This is a genomic window from Pedobacter sp. V48 (genome assembly GCF_000523515.1).
In the GTDB taxonomy this organism is placed as follows: domain Bacteria; phylum Bacteroidota; class Bacteroidia; order Sphingobacteriales; family Sphingobacteriaceae; genus Pedobacter.
The window spans coordinates 186,789-203,713 of the sequence record NZ_AWRU01000009.1 but is presented as its reverse complement, the minus strand read 5'-3'; the positions used below and the strand labels follow the sequence as shown (position 1 = coordinate 203,713).

The following is a 16,925-nucleotide window of genomic DNA, read 5'->3' as shown; positions in this document are numbered from 1 at the left end:
GAGGTGATTATTTCACCTAACCCCGGTAAGAATCTTGGCTTTACGGCTAATTTTCTTCCGGGGTTTTTTCGTTATAGATTATTCATACATTTGCCGCAATATTTTTTTAAAAAGCCATGGGCCATCATAAACACATTCAAAAGCTAAGTGCTGCAGGATTACTAATCAGTTTAGGTATTATCTATGGAGATATTGGTACTTCTCCCCTATATGTATTTAAAGCAATTATTGGAGATCGACTGATTACACAAGATCTTATTTTAGGAGGTTTATCCTGTATAGTTTGGACACTTACCTTACAAACCACCATCAAATACGTTATTATTACTTTACAGGCTGATAATAAAGGTGAAGGTGGGATTTTCTCTCTTTTTTCTTTAGTTAAGCGAAAAGCCAAATGGCTGATCATACCGGCTATGGTTGGTGGGGCAGCCTTGCTTGCCGATGGGATAATGACCCCTGCGGTTACTGTTTCGGCTGCCATTGAGGGTTTGGGACTTATCTATCATGACCTGCCTACTGTTCCCATTGTACTGGCCATCATTATTTTTCTGTTTGGCTTGCAGCAATTTGGAACCTCGCTTGTTGGCAAAGCCTTTGGCCCTATTATGTGGCTTTGGTTTACCATGATTGCCGTTTTAGGTTTTGTGCATGTTATGGAGCTGCCTGTGATACTAAAGGCAATTAATCCGTACTATGCTTATCATATTCTTACTACCAATCCTGAGGCTTTTTTAATCATCGGGGCGGTATTTTTATGTACTACGGGAGCTGAGGCTTTGTATTCAGATTTGGGTCACTGCGGTCGCTCTAACATCAGGATTAGTTGGATCTACGTAAAGATATGCTTGATATTAAACTATATGGGCCAGGGTGTTTGGTTATGGAATTTACAAGGCAAACATCTGGGCGATGTAAATCCCTTCTATCATTTAATGCCGGATTGGTTCCTGATATACGGTATTGCGATTGCAACTGTGGCGGCGGCTATTGCCAGTCAGGCCCTTATATCGGGTTCATTTACATTGATTGCTGAGGCTGTTAGGCTTAACCTTTGGCCAAAGGTTAAAATTAATTATCCCAGTGAGCAGAAAGGCCAATTGTATGTCCCTTCTATGAACTGGATATTAATGGTTGGTTGTATCATTGTGGTACTGATTTTCCAGAAATCTGTTAATATGGAGGCCGCTTATGGTTTGTCTATTACAGTGGCCATGTTAATGACTACTATTTTGGTTTCTGTATTCCTTTTAAGGAAAAAGGTTCCAAGGTATTTAATAGGAATATTTTTGTTGATCTATGGAGTTATTGAGCTGACATTTTTGGCGGGAAATGCAGCAAAAATTCTGCATGGTGGATGGTTTACCTTAATTCTGGGTATCACATTGTTCTCGGTTATGTGGACATGGCACAACGGACGTAGAATTAGAAACAGATATATGAAGTTTGTAGACATTCAGGATTTCTATCAGTTGATTAAAAACATAAGTGCTGATGCTTCTATTGCCAAATACTCGTCTAACCTCGTTTATCTTACCAGTGCTAACTTTAACAGTGAGATTGAATCATCAGTTATTTATTCTATTATCCAGAAACATCCTAAAAGAGCAGATGTTTACTGGTTGCTGCATGTAGACGTTACTGACGAGCCATATACCTTAGAGTATGAAGTAGACCAAATGATACCGGGAAAATTGATTAGAATCGATTTTAGGCTAGGTTTTAGGGTTGAACAAAGGGTTAATGCATTATTCAGAAAAGTGGTGGAAGAATTGGTGCAGAGCGGTGAAATTGACATTACGAGTAAGTACGAATCGTTAAAAGCTCAAAAAATTCCCGGTGACTTTAGATTTGTTGTACTAGAGAAAATCATTTCAAACTCTAACAGCTTGAAATTTATTGAGCGGGTTACGATGTCGTACCATAGAATATTGAAACTTTTGAGTATCTCTGAGAAGCGCGGCTTTGGATTAGACTCTAGCTTTGTTACGGTAGAAAAGGTCCCTTTGATAGTAGATATCCCCGATCCTATTGTAATGAAAAGGATTAAATAAGGTTATTTCCAGAAAGTAGGAAAACGCACTGTAATGAGAATTAAAGAGTTAGCTAAATACTTCAAAATAATTAAAAATATTTCTCAATTTATTTAGCAGAATAATTTTATAATCCTATCTTTGCACCCTCATCAAACAAAAGGAGCATGATTCCGTAGCTCAGCTGGTAGAGCATTACACTTTTAATGTAGTGGTCCTGGGTTCGAATCCCAGCGGGATCACCAAAAAACTTCAGGATTTGAGGTTTTTAGTTTGATGAGAAAATGATTCCGTAGCTCAGCTGGTAGAGCATTACACTTTTAATGTAGTGGTCCTGGGTTCGAATCCCAGCGGGATCACCAGATTAAAAACCTATTTCCTCACGAAATAGGTTTTTTTATGCCTTTTTCTTCCTATTTAATGCCTACTATTACATATTCCAGATTTATAAAATCTGTATTTCAAGTTATTTGAACACAAGAAACCTAAAATACGAGATTTTACGTAATTTTAATGCCAAGCTAAAGCACTTTCAGGAATGAGATTTTACATCAATAAGGCCCATTTGATTAATAATATTGAATATCCAACCAGATATCAATCCGAAAATTTACTCAAAAGTGCAGGTATTGTTTTTGCTGTTATCCTGATATTCCTTTTATTATTTAAACCTTTTGGAGTCTATGATCCAGAATTGAGAATGCATTATTTTTTTATTTGTTTTCTCCACGCATTATCACCCGCATTAATCCTTTTGATTTATTTTGAAGGGCTCAATTATATTAGAAAAAGAAAATATCAGTCTGAAAATTGGACGTTGCTTGAGGAATATTTACAGATTGGATTCATCCTTCTTTTAGCAGGGTTATCAAGCTTCTTTATGCGTGACCTGATCTACAACAATACAAACAACTGGTCGTGGCATTATCTATGGGAAGAAATCAGAAACTGTTTTGTTGCCGGCATATTTTTCTATTTCTTCCTAAGATTATCCAGCTTCTATTTTGAATCGAAAAAAGGCTCACCGTTTGTGTTGCAATTTATTCAGCTGAATATTGAATCAAAAACAACAGAAGTTGCATCAAAACTTTATGTGAATACTCAGGTTAAACAAGATGATTTTAGTCTGGATATAGATCAATTGTTATTTGTAAAAGCAGATGGAAACTATATTGAATTGACGAAATCAAACGGCAATCAAATTACTACAGAGGTAAAGAGAATTTCTTTAACGCAGTTTGAAGCTCAAATAGCGGATTACCCGCACTTTTTCAGGTGCCACAGAGCCTATTTAGTAAATATGTTTAAGGTTCAAAAAGTATCAGGAAACTCCCAGGGCTACCTATTGACTTTTCATGAAACTACGATGAAGGTTCCTGTTTCCAGAAAACAAATCGAAAGTTTCAACAACTATTATCAGCAGCTTCGCAACAAATATATCGCCTAAACTTGTTGCTCATCACAAAAGCTAGTTACTTGCAACATACCTTCCTTTAACTGTTTTTTCTTGTTGTACGTTTGTCATCAATAACACTAAACCAATTTATTATGTCAACTGTACCTGTCACTTTGAATCAGGATCCTGGTTCATCAAACAAATTATTATACATAGAGAATATTAAAATGCTATTAACAATATTAGTTGTGCTTCATCACACTTTTATTGCTTATAGTTCTTCTGATGGCTGGTATTATAACGAACAAACTACTGTTATAGGAGCACGTATTCCTATGATAATGTTTGTAAGCTTAAACCAGTCCTTTTTTATGGGTTATTTCTTCATGTTAGCAGCCTATTTTACCTATTCTTCTTATTCTAGAAAAGGGACATCAAAATTTATTAAAGACCGTCTTGTCAGGTTAGGAATACCTATATTATTCTATTCCTTTATTCTTTCACCATTCATCAGCTATCTTGTTTACTATTTTGCAAACGAGCATCATACTACCTATTTTGAATATCTAAGTGGATATGATCACTGGATCGAATTAGGCGTTACATGGTTTGTGGCAGCATTACTCCTTTTTACCCTAATTTATGTGGCAACAAAAAAAATATTTATAATTAGTTTCAAAAAAAATCTTGCAGCGCCAAACTCAGTTACCATATTATTGTTTGCTGCAGCACTAGGAATTATTAGCTTTTTAGTCAGAATCATATTTCCTGTAGGATGGGTTCTTGAACCAATCGGATTTCAATTGGGGCACTTTTCACAATATATTGCATTATTCATTGTTGGATTGTTGGCCGCCAAACACAACTGGCTTTATGGACTTTCTGATAAAACAGGCAAACAACTCAAAATATCAGCATGGCTGTGTTTATTGTTTTATCCAGTATTTTTTATTATCAAATTTAAACTAGATACACCTTCTCTATGGTTTTCCGGTGGTCTTCATTGGCAGGGTTTATTATATGCTGTATGGGAACAATGGATTGGCATTTCTATCCTAACAGCATTATTGATTAAAGGAAAAAGAAGTTGGAACACTTCTTCTGCAATGCTTGCTAAACTATCACGGAGTAGTTTTGCCGTGTATATTTTTCATCCGCTAGTAGTTGTCGGCTTTACGCTGGCAGCAAGAAATTGGGCCATTGATCCTGCAATAAAACTTCTGGTTGTAGCACCATTAATAGTATTGGGCAGTTTTGTACTTGGATTACTTATTTTACTAATTCCAGGGGTTAAGAAAATCATTTAATGGTTATCAGTTTTATATTTCTCAGACCATCAGCAACCACCAGGAAAATATTTCTGTTGCCATTCCTTTTCATCCTCAATATCTTTTACTGCCTTAAGTGCATATGATGCGGCATATTTAGCATGAGCAGGCACATGAGTGGTAGCGGCTGCGTGCCCAGCAGATCTGGCAGCAGCTATAGCCTGGATGTCAATCACCTCTCTCGCTGCCGCATGTGCAGCAAAGGCGAATTTTCTTGCTTCAGTCATTTTGAGTTCTCCGCGGATCCATGAACGGGCGGCAGCGACCGCCTCACGTGGTCTTTTGTCAAAAGGACTGGCCTCTTCAAAAACAAATAGCACACGTTCAGCACAATCGGCGGCCCAAGCGGTCAAAGTCTGATGTTTATTCATTATTCCCTGTTTTTTAAAAATTTAAAGTTTCAAAGATCTCCCCACGTGTAAGCTTACCATCTATCTTTGCTATTGCCTCCACTCTAGCCTTAAGACACAATGCATTGTCTGACAGCCGGTAGATATCCTCAAAGAAGACCATTTTCACTCCTTGCCTTTCAATCCACAGTTTCACAGAAAAAATATCTTCTGAAGTCAGTGAATTCTTAAAATCCATTTCTATTCTGGACACCATTAGCAAAATGCCTTGTTCTGTAAGCTCCTTAAACGAAATTGCCTTAGAATGAAGATACTCATGCCTTGCATGCTCCAAATAATTCTGGTAAATTGCGTTATTTACTACGCCTTGTATGTCACATTCATAGTCCCTTACTTTTAGTTGAATTTCAAAAATATAGTCTTTCATATCCCTATTAAATTACCTTTTTTGTTTGCTTAGCAGCAAATCGATGGTTTGGGCAATGCGCCGTACCCGTACTTCGTCCTGGTTTGCCTCTCCGATCCAATCCAGAAAAGCTTTGCGTTCAGTTTCAGTGTAGCTCTGGTAAGTTTGATAAGCCTCAGGTTCATCCTGTAGGCATACTAAAAGATCTTCGGGCATTGCCATAGGCATGTCTTCAGCATCTGCGTATAATAGCACGAATACTTTATCACCTTCTTTTTTTCCTGTCTTTTTCCTGATCTCTGCTTTTATTGGAAGGAACAGTCCACCATCTCTGATAGGCATCAATCCATAATTGATCAATTCATAATCATCAATAGTGCCACTCACCTTCACAGTTCCAAATTTACCTCTATAATCCGAGCTAACTCCAGGCAGCCTCAAATAAGTCCAACCACCTTTACCCGGTATTTTCTCCAGTAGAAATGTTCCTTCAATGAGCGGTGCTTTTGACATTTTATAAAAAAAATCTAATGACCATCGTTTTGATTTGTTGTAAAAATAACTAAACTTGATTTAGAATATTACCTTTATTTTAAAACTGATGCGCATAGAAAAATCTGTCCTGATCAACACTACCCCGGATAAAATATGGAAGGTATTTACGAATCCATTGATTACCCGAAAGCTGGGCGGAATATATAAAACTGACTGGAATCCGGATTCTTTTTTTGGATGGCAAAATCTTTCCGGAATCCAGATCACTTACGGCAGACTGCTTGACTACAGGCCTGGTGAATATCTTAAACATGAACTATTTACTGGCAAGGATATGCAGGAACTTTCCTCTGTAATCAGTTATACCACTATGTTTAAACATGACCATACTATACTCTACGCTACTGAAGAATTATTTGAGGAATTGACAGATGCGGAGTTTGGTGATGCAGTTAGCGGCTGGGAGGCGGCTCTGCAAGAACTGAAAAAAGTGGCAGAGTCTCCCAGCGATCTAAAGATTAAATAAAAACTTCAGTACTGTCATCAGTAACGACTTTCTTTTCGGGCAGTAGTACTAAAAACAAACCTACTAAAACAAGTAAGAACATATTGACGGACATGGCGGTCTGATAAGCTTTTAAATAAGTAGCAGCGGATGGATTTTCTCCTGCCAGAGAAAAGAATAGGCCGCCAATAATTCCAATACCGAGTGCAATAGCGGTTTGCTGAAAAGTTGCATAAGTACCCGAAGCAGCACCTGCAAATTTCGTAGGTATGCTTTTTAATGCCATTGTCAGCAATGATGGAAGCACCGAACCACAACCAAGCCCATAAATAAACAGAACAGGATAAGCAATAAACCGGTTAATGTGGACTGAATTGAATACAGCGATATGCAATGCGCTGGCAATAATCATGATCAGTATTCCACCCTGCAATACTTTTTTCCCATATCGGGGTACCAAACGGATTGAGATCAGCGATGCGACCACGAAACCAAGTCCCTGCAATACAAAGAACAGACCCGCTTCTGTAGAACCAATTCCAAATCCAGTTTGTAACAGGATCACATTGAGCAGAAAATAAGAATCCTGTACCATAAAATAAAACAATACAGCCCAAAGTGCTATGTTAAAATCTTTGAAGGCGAACAGTTTCATGTCGATGAGGGGGTATCCTCCTCGTTTGAGTTTTTGTTTCTGATCATAGACAAACCAAAGAAGCAATGGCACAGATCCTCCGACACAAAGCAGGCTCCAAAGTGGCCACCCTAGCTCCCTGCCGCGGATCAAGGGATAAATTAAAGCCATTAAAGTTAATGTAAGAAGTAGCACACCTGAGTAATCGAATTTCTCTTTGGTCTGACTGTTCCTGCTGGGTAGGAATTTTACTGCAAGCACAACTGAAGCTAGCCCCAATGGAACATTGATTAGGAAAATAAGGCGCCAGCCTGCCACAATGAAATGCAGATCGGGCAATAGACCACCTAAAAATTGTCCGATAACAGACGCTGAGCCGGCAATACTTCCATAAATACTAATAGCTTTTATACGTTCCACAGGATCTGGAAAAAGCACCTGGATATAGGAGATACCTTGGGGAATCATAAAACCTGCACTGATGCCCTGCAGCAAACGGGCTAGATTTAACTGAAAAGCGGTTTGAGAAATACCACAAAAGGCAGAGGCAACGGTAAAAGCAATCATTCCAATTAAAAAAACCTTTTTCTTCCCAAATTGGTCACCCGCCCTACCTCCGGTAATGAGAAAGGCTGCATAGCCAAGCAGATATAAGGCAATAACGAGCTGGATATCACCATCAGAACCATTAATGCCTTTGCGTATAGAAGGTAGGGCTACATTAACAATAAAAATATCAATAACAGCTAAAAAAATAGAAGATGATATAATTGTCAATAGAAACCATTTTGAAATTTGTCTGCTCATTTTTGGTTAAATTAGCCAGCAAAATTGAAGTCTTTGCGACAGCCACACAAGTAGTTTAAAAAAAGATACCAGGTATGAAAAAAGATACGAATATTGATTTACAGCCATTTGTAAAAGAGGAAACCGGCGAATATAACTGCCCTATGACAAAAGTGCTTCGTATTATTGGTGGCAAATGGAAGCTACTGATCCTGAATGCTATTTTATTGGAATGTCCAAAGCGTTTTGGGGCACTTAAAAAGAAGATGCCTGATATTACCCAGGCTACGCTTACCGCACAATTGCGCGAACTGGAGCGTGATGGCATCATTTTACGGACGGTTTATGCAGAATCTCCACCAAGAGTTGAATATAAATTGACCGAACTCGGCTTAACCCTGGTTCCGATTATTGAGTTGTTAAACCAATGGGGAAATACCTATTGCCTTCACGATAAAGAGGGTGTCCTCTAAAAGGCAAGGTCATCCTCTCGAGGTAAAGAGAGGATGACCAGGTGAGGTTACAAACGTCCCCTCGCTTCATTTCCTGCAGCGTCCACGTTTTCCTTATTGTCTTGTTTTTTCCCACTTGAGAAATTATAGGTGAAGAAAACGCCAATATACCTCACAAAATCAAGTCTGTTCCTTAGAACATTTCTGATAAATTCCGCAGTATTAATTTCATATCGCGGTTTATATAAATGAAAAGGATCCTGCAATTCAAAACTCGAGGTTAGTCTATCATTAAGAAAGCTCTTCTTTATGTTTATGTCCAGTTTCCCAACTCTTTGTTGGTCATAAATACCATAGAAATCACTGCTTTTATAAAATCCTGAAACCTCAACAAAGTACTTTCTCGGCAAATTAAACTTACTGGCAGTCCTAAGGTATTGTGTAAATTTAGACCTGTTTAAGGCCGCAGTGCCATGAATATCTATCGTCCGATATCTCAGCGTGACATTCGTATTAATTTCCCACCAATTGGTTAACTTTATCGGAATGTATAAAGAGGTGAAAACATTTTTGTTGTTGGCGATATTTTCGTCCCTTGAAATGATGACATCCCCAATATTAGTGAGATTCTCAGTAATGGCATTATTTGTATTTTGATACCCAACAGTTAAACTGTATTTCCTGTTTAACAAATATTCCAATTGTAAATTATTGCTGAAGTAAGGTCGTAAGTTAGGATTTCCTTCCTGGATGCTATTGAGACTTATATAGGTTACAAAAGGATTCAATTGTCTGAATCCAGGGCGATCTATTGTTCTGTTATAAGATAGCGTAAGTGAATGATTTTCTCCAAATTTCCTATTTAAAAAAGCTGATGGAAAAAAGTTCCACTGGTTACGTCCGATAGTTTGTTTAGTAGTAACTGATTTGCCACGGTAATTAGTTTGTTCAGTCCTTATTCCAACTTTGAAATCCCATTGTTTAAAAGACTTGGCAAGCGTGCCGTAGAAGGCCAGAATATATTCACTATACAAAAACCTGTTGGACTTTAAGGGATCTAATGGAGACTGGTCATTCAGGCCATTTCGATAATCCATTGAATAATCCGTATTGGATGCAGTAAATTTACTTCCTGTATTAAATATAAATGATTTAAAGAGATGTTTTTCTAGATCTATATTGGCTACATGCACCTTCGATTTGCCAATCGTCTTGGTGAATAAGCTATCACGAGGATGGGATTCTGCCCCATTTCCGTTTAAAAATTGAGTTTCTAAAGCGGAAGGGTCTCTTAAGCCATACGATATATAGCTATACCCAATATCCAGTTTACTACCAATTGTGTCCAGTTTATTCCGGTAAAATGCGTTAGCCATTTGGTTAACATAACGAAAGGTAGTGCTTTTTTTTGTGTGCAAAGAAGAGTCGGCAGTACTTGCCTTTATATTGGCCAGATAATCAATATCTGTTTCATATATACTACTGACACTACCAGGATTGGTAAACATATTGTAACTGACACCGACTGTTTGTTGAGAATTCAGTTTATAATCTACACTACCATTATAGCCTATGTTATGATAGCGTTCATCATACTTTTCGGTTTGCTTGCTAATAATGCCTGTTGATTTGAACTGCTGATTAATGTTATCCTCATAAAAAGCCGGAGTCCAGTAATAATTAAAACTCGCCTGAAAATTAAATTTACCTGCACGGTAATTTAAAAATGTTGTGGCTTTTGTGTTGTCGTATTTATTATACCAGTATCCGCTGCTTACATTACCGCTAAGCCCGTATTTGTACTCAGATTTTAAAACAATATTTATAATTACCCCGCCATTTTGCGCATCATTTTCTGCCCCCGGAACTGCTTTCAACTCGTAAGATTTGATGGATTCAGAAGGAATAGACCGCAGATAAGATAACAACTGGTCTCCCGATAGCAAGACTTTCCTATTGTCGATATATACAGTCACACCTTCAGAACCCCTGAACACAATTTCTTTTCCACTTACATAAACACCGGGTATTACGTTAAATAATTTTAGCGCATCTTCACCCTTTTCATAGATACTACCCTCTACATTTAGGATCAATTTATCGAGAGAGCGACTGATTAGTTGCCTTGTAGTGGTAATGGTAACATCTTTTAATTGTATGGCCGATTTATTAAGAACAATATCCGGCACTTCAAGTACCTCTGTGTTCCCTATAGTGACTTTCTGCATTAAGCTGTCTGTTTCCACTGACGATATCTTAAGCAAGTAGTCTCCTTGTTCATAAACCTTTAGGCTAAATCGACCACCGGTGTCTGCTAGTGCTGTAGAAACGATACTTTGATTAGTAACCTTCATAATTTGGATAGTAGCCAATTCAACTGGTTTGTGGTCGGAACCTATTACCCTCCCCCTTACAGTATACCCGGTTTCTTGTCTGCGCCTTTCCAGTAGAATATTATTATTGACCTGTCGGAAAGAGAAATCCGTGTTTTTTAACAGTTCATATAATGTGTTTTCTACCGTTCTTGTACTAAATGCAATATTGAGGTCTGTGATTTCCTTTATTTCCGATTTCCTATAATAGAATCGGAAATTCGTTTGTGCCTCAATTTTTTTTAAACCGGCTAATAAACTTTCATCTTCCAGCTTAATCGTCACTTTGTAATCGCTCATTTTCTGACCGTTTACCGGTACAGCCATGAGGAACTGCAATGAAATTAAGAAGAAAAGAAATATGACAATACTTACACGCATCAACCAGATTATAAATTGTTTACTTAATGTTATACCAATGAGATAAGCACATGCCACCTCCATATTCCACATTGTTGCAGAATTTTTCATAATTTTAAAATGTTTTAAGTGATTCCAATTATTTAAAGCCCCGGACACTCCGGGATTCCTGTAGACCGATGGCCGTCGGTTTACAGGTTATTTTGCTGACACTACTTCCTTGAGGCATATTCAGCGTATATAAAACTTAGTCGTTATTCATCTTAAATTTTTTAGGTATTATTAATTACAACCTTCGCCATAGATGACGATGTGTCCACTCGATTTGGTTTCCCAGGTTGCATTATTAAAGTCAGTGATCACGTCTAAAATTTTGTTCAGTTGATCTCCTTTCAGTGTTGCACCGCTAAATCGACATTTTTTTAACTTGTCATTATTAAAAGTAATCTTTACATGAAAATGCTGTTCAAGCTGTATCGCAGCATCTGAAAGCGTAATATCATCAAAAAGTATATTCTCATCCCTCCAGGCTATAACCGTTTGAGCATCTATTGTTTTTTCGATAGGTTTTCTGCTTATCATATCAACACTTACCTGCTGATTGCTGGTAAGAATGCTTAAAACCTTACCGTCGTCTGCTACACTCACTTTACCCCTGGTTACCGTAACTTCCAGCGTATGCTTGCTTTGATCTTCTTTAATATTAAAGGCAGTTCCCAATACTGTGGTAAGTACTTTTCCTGTATGAATGAGAAAAGGTTTGGCAGCATCATGTTTGACATCAAAATAGGCTTCACCCGAAAGATAAATCTCTCTTGTTTTTCCATTAAATTCGTTAGGATATTTTAATTCAGAACCGGCATTTAACCAAACCTGGGTACCATCAGCGAGGGTAATCTGTTTTTTTTCATGATCAGGAATGGACAGTGAGGCCAAATCTTGCGACAGCATGCTCTTTTCTAATAGTGGCCAGCTTAAGTAGAGGCCAAAAACCATAATTAACACGGCCGCCACACCTGCAATTTTGTACCATAGGTATTTTTGTGATCCCACCGGTACTACTTTAAGTTCATTCGCCCTAATAGTGCCCTTAATCTCTAAAAAAACATCAGACAGCCATTGATCTTTACCTGAACGATTTAACTGCCCCCACTCAGAATTAACATTTCCATTTTCGTCCAGCCACTTTTCAATCAGATGATTTTCTTCAGCTGATGTTTCCTTTTTTAGATAACGGTCTAATAAAGCTTCGATCTTATTACGGTTCATTTTATCGGATTTTGACAATAGTCGTATGAACCACAGTTTGGTACTATAAGAAAATGAAATATTTTTTTCTTATTATAGAAGGGCTAATATAAATACCAAAATACTAAAGCAGAGACAGAACATACTGTTAACGACTGGCGCAAGTGCTTCAATGCAGAAGTTAGCTGATTTTTTACTGTTTGTTCAGAAAGCTGTAATTTATTTGCTATTTCAGAAATGCTTAAGTTTTCCTCACGGCTTAAATGGTAAATCTCTTGTACTCTTGGAGATAATTTTTCTAGAGATTTCCCAATAGTCTGTTTTAATTCTTTTAGTGCTATTTGCTGTTCAATTTCTGACCTTAAACTTGTCTGTAAAGACAGCACCATTCCCATGTAATCTTCATGAGTAATGTTCTTTCTGATCTTATCAATGATGCGATAACGAACCATTGTAAATAAGTAAGCCTCTAAATTTCGATCTATTTTTAAGGATTTCCTTTCCTCCCAAAATTTCACAAATAGATCGTGAATGATATCGCGTGAATCTTCAAGGCTATATAATTTAGAACTGGCAAACCTGGCTAAGTTCTCTGCATAACGGGAATAAATCTCAGTAAAAGCGGCTTCATCATCCTTTTTTAAAAGATCGACCAGTTGAAGATTGCTTAATGAATTGTATACCGGCATTTATTTTAGAGTAACTTATTATTGGCGAAGCTACAGGAAATAGTGATTCCTTGCAACCACATTTATCTATGTACCAGCTAGGAGTCAATTTTGTTCTATTTTACCAAGATTGAGACGCATACGCGAAAACTTGATACAGATGCGCAGTCTCAATAAACTTCAATAACTTAATTTTACAATCCAAATTAATAATACAAAATCAACTATATACACAAAAATGAACAAATCCAACAAATTAAGGGTCCTGGGCTTACTGGCTTGCTTTTTCGCAATAGGCCAAACCAACGCCCAGGATAGGAAGGCACCATCCTACCCGTTAATCACGCACAATCCTAATTTCAGTATCTGGTCAAATACCGATCAACTCAATGCATCTACTACCACTCACTGGACAGGTGCAGATCACTCGCTCCTGGGCTTGATCAATGTAGACGGTAATATCTATCGCTTCCTCGGTAAAGAAGAGGCAAACTATAAAACAATACTCGGTACTTCTGACGAAACTCCTTATTCAGTAAAGTATACGGAAACGGCGCCTCAGGGCGACTGGAAGTCGGCTGCATATGCTGCACCTGATTGGAAGACGGGTTCGGCTCCTATTGGAGATGACGCCAAACAAGTAAAAACGCTTTGGAAATCTAATGACATTTGGGTAAGAAGGTCGTTTAATATTACCCATCCTACCAGCATCAATGAGCTGTTGTTAAAAATGAACCATGATGACAACATTGAAGTATATCTGAACGGTAAAAAGGTCTATCAAAAAGAAGGATGGACTAATACGTTCCAATATTTCCCACTAGATAAAAGCGACCTAAAGGCCGGCCAGAATGTCATCGCCATCCACCTGGCCAACTCGGCCGGAGGCAGATATCTGGACTTTGGTTTGGCCGATAAAGTGAAGGACAACGCGGCCAAGATTCAATTGGCAAAACAGAAAAATGTAGAGGTCACTGCTACTCAAACGATCTATGATTTTACTTGCGGCAAGGTTGATCTTAAAGTCACCTTTACTTCGCCCCTACTGATGAATGATTTGGGATTACTGTCACGTCCGGTTTCTTACATCACATACAATGTACAGGCCAACGACAAAAAAACTCACGCAGTGAAGGTTTTACTGAGTGCTTCTTCAAACATCGCAGTATATAGACCTTCACAGGAAGTAACTGCTAAAAAATACTCAACAGCTAAATTATCAATCCTAAAAGCGGGTACGGTAGAACAACCAGTTCTGCAAAAAGGTGCTGATGATATGCGCATCGATTGGGGTTATTTCTACGTAGCTGCTCCTAAGTCTAGCAATGCGGTACAGTTTATCACCAACAGCAGTTCTGCAGCTGATGCATTCAGAAACGGGTCTTCAACTTCTACTGCCTCACGAGGCAAATCTCTTGCCCTAAACACTGTCGTTCCTTTTGGAACTGTTGGTCAAACACAGGTAGAGCGCTTTGTTGAGCTGGGTTACGACGAGGTTTATGCAATTCAATATTTCAAGAGAAACCTGAGACCGTGGTGGAACACTTCTGGAAAAGAAACTATGGAAGGTCAACTGACCGATGCAGCTAATCAGTACAAAGTGGTAATGCAAAAATGTGAGACTTTTAACAAAGAAGTATATGCTGATGCACTTAAATCTGGTGGTAAGGAATATGCACACTTGTGCATACTTGGCTATCGTCAGAGTATCGCAGCCCATACCTTGGTAAAAAGTCCTGAGGGCGAAATCTTATGGTTATCTAAAGAAAATAATAGTGGTGGATTCATCAATACTGTTGACGTAACTTACCCTTCTGCCCCGCTCTACCTGATTTACAATCCTGCTTTACTACAAGGTATGTTGAACGGTATATTTTATTTCAGCGAAAGCGGCAAATATCCTCACCCATGGGCCGCACACGATTTGGGTACATACCCATTGGCTAACGGCCAGACTTACGGGGAGCCAATGCCAGTTGAAGAATCGGGCAATATGATTATCCTTACGGCAGCCATTGCCAAGGCTCAGGGTAATGCAAACTATGCAAAAAAGCATTGGAAAACCCTGACCACTTGGGCAGATTACCTGACCAAAGAAGGATTGGATCCTAAAACGCAGTTGTGTACGGATGATTTTGCAGGCCACCTGGCAAGAAATGCGAACTTATCAGTAAAAGCAATTGTAGGTATTGCCAGCTATGCACAAATGGCTGAAACATTAGGCTTTACTGAAACCGCTACCAAATACAGAGCAATTGCCGAAAGCATGGTACCTAAATGGATAGAAATGGCTGACGCGGGCGACCATTATGCCTTGACTTTTGATAACAAAAACACCTGGAGCCAGAAGTATAACCTGGTATGGGATAAAGTTTTGGGTCTGAACTTATTTCCGCAGAAGGTTTATGATACCGAAATTAAGTATTACCTGACAAAGCAAAACAAATTCGGTTTACCGTTGGACAGCAGAAAGGCATATACTAAAAATGACTGGATCTTATGGACAGCGACTTTTGCTTCAACGGAGAAGGAATTTGAAGCATTGGTAAAACCGGTTTACAGACACGCTATCGAAACAGAATCGCGCGTTCCCTTGAACGACTTTTATGACTCCAATACCGGTATCCGCGACAACTTTAAAGCAAGAAGTGTGGTTGGTGGATTTTATATGAAACTTTTTTCAGACAAACTGAAAGGAAAATAAATCGGCTTTTGCTGAAATTCTGTGCCGTTACTGGCACAGAATTTTCAATGATTTTTACTTATTAAAATCCGGATATGGCATTCCTTTGCCAGTTTCACAAAGCAATTTCAAACTCCTCAGAAAAAGCGCCCAGTCAAAACTGCAACCGGCAAATTCTGGTGTATATGCGGCCCATCCATCATGATGAAAAGATAGCGAAGATCCTTTACGATGTGGTTCCAATTCAAAAGTAATCGTGGTGCCTACCCACTCTTCATATGCTTTAAGGCAAAGCCATTTTATGCTACTGTATGGTCTAAGTTCAGTAATCTTCATTTCTTTAAAATAGCTCGGTCCAAAAGCAAACCTTGCAACACTCCCTACTTCGGGTTTTGCAATTGTATCAGGTGTCCACCAGCCAGCCAGGCCTTTTTGGGTGGTTAAAGCACTATAAACCTTTTCTACCGGTGCTTCAATAAGCAGTTTGTGATAAATACTTTTTGTTTGTTCTCTTGAAAGCTCATTATCTGGCAACTGCGTTTTAAGAGTCCCTTCTTCTACATCTTTAGGTGTTGCATCACCTTTACCTGTTAAAATAAGATTTTTCAAACTATCTTGTATATAATGTGTCCATGCATCGTGGCAGACATTAAAACACTCATAATCTGGCACCAAACCATGGTGTGTAAATTTCAATTGTGTTTTACCATCTTTCTCAGAGATTTCAAAGACTACATTAGTATCTTTCCATTCAGTCTCATCTTTAGTAAATTTAAAATAGTTATCAAGCACATGCCAAACCACTTTTTTGTTTGGCACAAGTTCAGTAATCTGCATTTTGGCGCGATGGACATCCTGATAATGATATAAAAACCCACTATTAAGTTTGTCTGTGTCTCCGTCAATATTTTCAGACCACCAGCCACGTACATTATTAATAGCACTAAAAACATCCGATGCTGTGGCAGCAACTAAAATCGTTGTTGTGAAATCTTCATTTTTCATAGTCGTAAGAATTATTATTTAAAAAATATATTCCTGCATCATTTGCCAGATGCTTTCTAACTCAAAATTACAGACAAACACAGATCGATAAGAGGTGTATAATAGACTTTCTTAGGGGTTGATTTAGACAATGTTGTTAATAGTTTTTGAAGTTACCGATTATATCAATCGACTTTAACACTATTTAACACCTGACGCTCAATG

At 38.2% G+C, this 16,925-nt stretch carries 14 protein-coding genes and 2 tRNA genes; 8 read left to right on the top strand and 8 right to left on the bottom strand.

Annotation, left to right across the window (positions count from 1 at the left end; genetic code table 11):
• Positions 1–116 precede the first annotated feature (116 nt).
• The 5 genes from N824_RS11155 (at position 117) to N824_RS11135 (ending at position 4,736) form a co-directional block, all read left to right on the top strand.
• Entirely contained in the window at positions 117–2,054 is a 1,938-nt protein-coding gene (locus tag N824_RS11155) for a KUP/HAK/KT family potassium transporter (RefSeq protein WP_048905230.1), read from the top strand.
• Between the two features lie 148 nt (positions 2,055–2,202).
• Positions 2,203–2,278 (top strand) — tRNA-Lys (locus tag N824_RS11150).
• Between the two features lie 41 nt (positions 2,279–2,319).
• Positions 2,320–2,395 (top strand) — tRNA-Lys (locus tag N824_RS11145).
• A gap of 176 nt (positions 2,396–2,571) precedes the next feature.
• Positions 2,572–3,480, top strand: coding sequence for a LytTR family DNA-binding domain-containing protein (locus N824_RS11140; RefSeq protein ID WP_048905229.1), 909 nt, complete (start codon positions 2,572–2,574; stop codon positions 3,478–3,480).
• A 71-nt stretch (positions 3,481–3,551) separates the two neighbouring features.
• The gene (locus N824_RS11135) at positions 3,552–4,736 is read left to right on the top strand and encodes an acyltransferase (protein WP_152542177.1); all 1,185 of its coding nucleotides are present in this window, start codon (positions 3,552–3,554) and stop codon (positions 4,734–4,736) included.
• Positions 4,737–4,765: 29 nt separating this feature from the next.
• On the opposite strand, the gene N824_RS11130 is transcribed toward N824_RS11135, so the two are convergent.
• Genes N824_RS11130 through N824_RS11120 form a run of 3 tightly spaced genes read right to left on the bottom strand, consistent with a single transcriptional unit; the run spans position 4,766 to position 6,026 of the window.
• Positions 4,766–5,128, bottom strand: coding sequence for a putative immunity protein (locus tag N824_RS11130; protein WP_048905227.1), 363 nt, complete (start codon positions 5,126–5,128; stop codon positions 4,766–4,768).
• A 13-nt stretch (positions 5,129–5,141) separates the two neighbouring features.
• Positions 5,142–5,534 carry a thioesterase family protein gene (locus tag N824_RS11125; protein WP_048905226.1) on the bottom strand — a complete coding sequence of 131 codons (393 nt, stop codon included), beginning with the start codon at positions 5,532–5,534 and terminating at the stop codon, positions 5,142–5,144.
• A gap of 12 nt (positions 5,535–5,546) precedes the next feature.
• Positions 5,547–6,026: a YdeI/OmpD-associated family protein gene (locus N824_RS11120; protein ID WP_048905225.1), complete on the bottom strand. Its 480-nt coding sequence runs from the start codon at positions 6,024–6,026 to the stop codon at positions 5,547–5,549.
• Between the two features lie 88 nt (positions 6,027–6,114).
• Here N824_RS11120 and N824_RS11115 point away from each other — a divergent pair, with 88 nt between their 5' ends.
• Complete coding sequence (locus N824_RS11115; protein WP_048905224.1) at positions 6,115–6,534, top strand: SRPBCC domain-containing protein; 420 nt, start codon at positions 6,115–6,117, stop codon at positions 6,532–6,534.
• Here N824_RS11115 and N824_RS11110 read toward each other — a convergent pair.
• The gene (locus tag N824_RS11110; protein ID WP_048905223.1) at positions 6,527–7,954 is read right to left on the bottom strand and encodes an MFS transporter; all 1,428 of its coding nucleotides are present in this window, start codon (positions 7,952–7,954) and stop codon (positions 6,527–6,529) included. The two genes, N824_RS11115 and N824_RS11110, sit on opposite strands and share 8 nt — an antisense overlap.
• Before the next feature lie 74 nt (positions 7,955–8,028).
• Between N824_RS11110 and N824_RS11105 the strand changes: the two genes are divergently transcribed.
• Positions 8,029–8,406, top strand: coding sequence for a helix-turn-helix domain-containing protein (locus tag N824_RS11105; RefSeq protein WP_048905222.1), 378 nt, complete (start codon positions 8,029–8,031; stop codon positions 8,404–8,406).
• A 47-nt stretch (positions 8,407–8,453) separates the two neighbouring features.
• On the opposite strand, the gene N824_RS11100 is transcribed toward N824_RS11105, so the two are convergent.
• The 3 genes from N824_RS11100 to N824_RS11090 all read right to left on the bottom strand — a co-directional run bounded on the left by N824_RS11100 (position 8,454) and on the right by N824_RS11090 (position 13,054).
• Positions 8,454–11,228, bottom strand: a complete 2,775-nt coding sequence (locus N824_RS11100) for an outer membrane beta-barrel family protein (protein WP_048905221.1) — start codon at positions 11,226–11,228, stop codon at positions 8,454–8,456.
• Positions 11,229–11,399: 171 nt separating this feature from the next.
• Positions 11,400–12,386 (bottom strand): FecR family protein, encoded by a 987-nt coding sequence (locus tag N824_RS11095; RefSeq protein ID WP_048905220.1) that lies wholly within the window; start codon positions 12,384–12,386, stop codon positions 11,400–11,402.
• Positions 12,387–12,469: 83 nt separating this feature from the next.
• A complete protein-coding gene (locus N824_RS11090) occupies positions 12,470–13,054 on the bottom strand; it encodes an RNA polymerase sigma factor (RefSeq protein ID WP_048905219.1) in 585 nt (194 codons plus the stop codon).
• A gap of 217 nt (positions 13,055–13,271) precedes the next feature.
• Here N824_RS11090 and N824_RS11085 point away from each other — a divergent pair, with 217 nt between their 5' ends.
• Positions 13,272–15,737 (top strand): glutaminase family protein, encoded by a 2,466-nt coding sequence (locus N824_RS11085; protein ID WP_048905218.1) that lies wholly within the window; start codon positions 13,272–13,274, stop codon positions 15,735–15,737.
• Between the two features lie 54 nt (positions 15,738–15,791).
• Here the strand turns inward: N824_RS11085 and N824_RS11080 are convergent, their stop codons facing one another.
• A complete protein-coding gene (locus N824_RS11080) occupies positions 15,792–16,721 on the bottom strand; it encodes an SRPBCC domain-containing protein (RefSeq protein ID WP_048905217.1) in 930 nt (309 codons plus the stop codon).
• Between the last annotated feature and the right edge of the window lie 204 nt (positions 16,722–16,925).

What these genes read in the sequence shown, in the direction of transcription:
- N824_RS11080 (WP_048905217.1), bottom strand. Translation starts at nt 16,721, where the DNA reads ATGAAAAATGAAGATTTCACAACAACGATTTTAGTTGCTGCCACAGCA.
- N824_RS11130 (WP_048905227.1), bottom strand. Translation starts at nt 5,128, where the DNA reads ATGAATAAACATCAGACTTTGACCGCTTGGGCCGCCGATTGTGCTGAA.
- N824_RS11110 (WP_048905223.1), bottom strand. Translation starts at nt 7,954, where the DNA reads ATGAGCAGACAAATTTCAAAATGGTTTCTATTGACAATTATATCATCT.
- N824_RS11090 (WP_048905219.1), bottom strand. Translation starts at nt 13,054, where the DNA reads ATGCCGGTATACAATTCATTAAGCAATCTTCAACTGGTCGATCTTTTA.
- N824_RS11140 (WP_048905229.1), top strand. Translation starts at nt 2,572, where the DNA reads ATGAGATTTTACATCAATAAGGCCCATTTGATTAATAATATTGAATAT.
- N824_RS11105 (WP_048905222.1), top strand. Translation starts at nt 8,029, where the DNA reads ATGAAAAAAGATACGAATATTGATTTACAGCCATTTGTAAAAGAGGAA.
- N824_RS11100 (WP_048905221.1), bottom strand. Translation starts at nt 11,228, where the DNA reads ATGAAAAATTCTGCAACAATGTGGAATATGGAGGTGGCATGTGCTTAT.
- N824_RS11125 (WP_048905226.1), bottom strand. Translation starts at nt 5,534, where the DNA reads ATGAAAGACTATATTTTTGAAATTCAACTAAAAGTAAGGGACTATGAA.
- N824_RS11155 (WP_048905230.1), top strand. Translation starts at nt 117, where the DNA reads ATGGGCCATCATAAACACATTCAAAAGCTAAGTGCTGCAGGATTACTA.
- N824_RS11095 (WP_048905220.1), bottom strand. Translation starts at nt 12,386, where the DNA reads ATGAACCGTAATAAGATCGAAGCTTTATTAGACCGTTATCTAAAAAAG.
- N824_RS11120 (WP_048905225.1), bottom strand. Translation starts at nt 6,026, where the DNA reads ATGTCAAAAGCACCGCTCATTGAAGGAACATTTCTACTGGAGAAAATA.
- N824_RS11085 (WP_048905218.1), top strand. Translation starts at nt 13,272, where the DNA reads ATGAACAAATCCAACAAATTAAGGGTCCTGGGCTTACTGGCTTGCTTT.
- N824_RS11115 (WP_048905224.1), top strand. Translation starts at nt 6,115, where the DNA reads ATGCGCATAGAAAAATCTGTCCTGATCAACACTACCCCGGATAAAATA.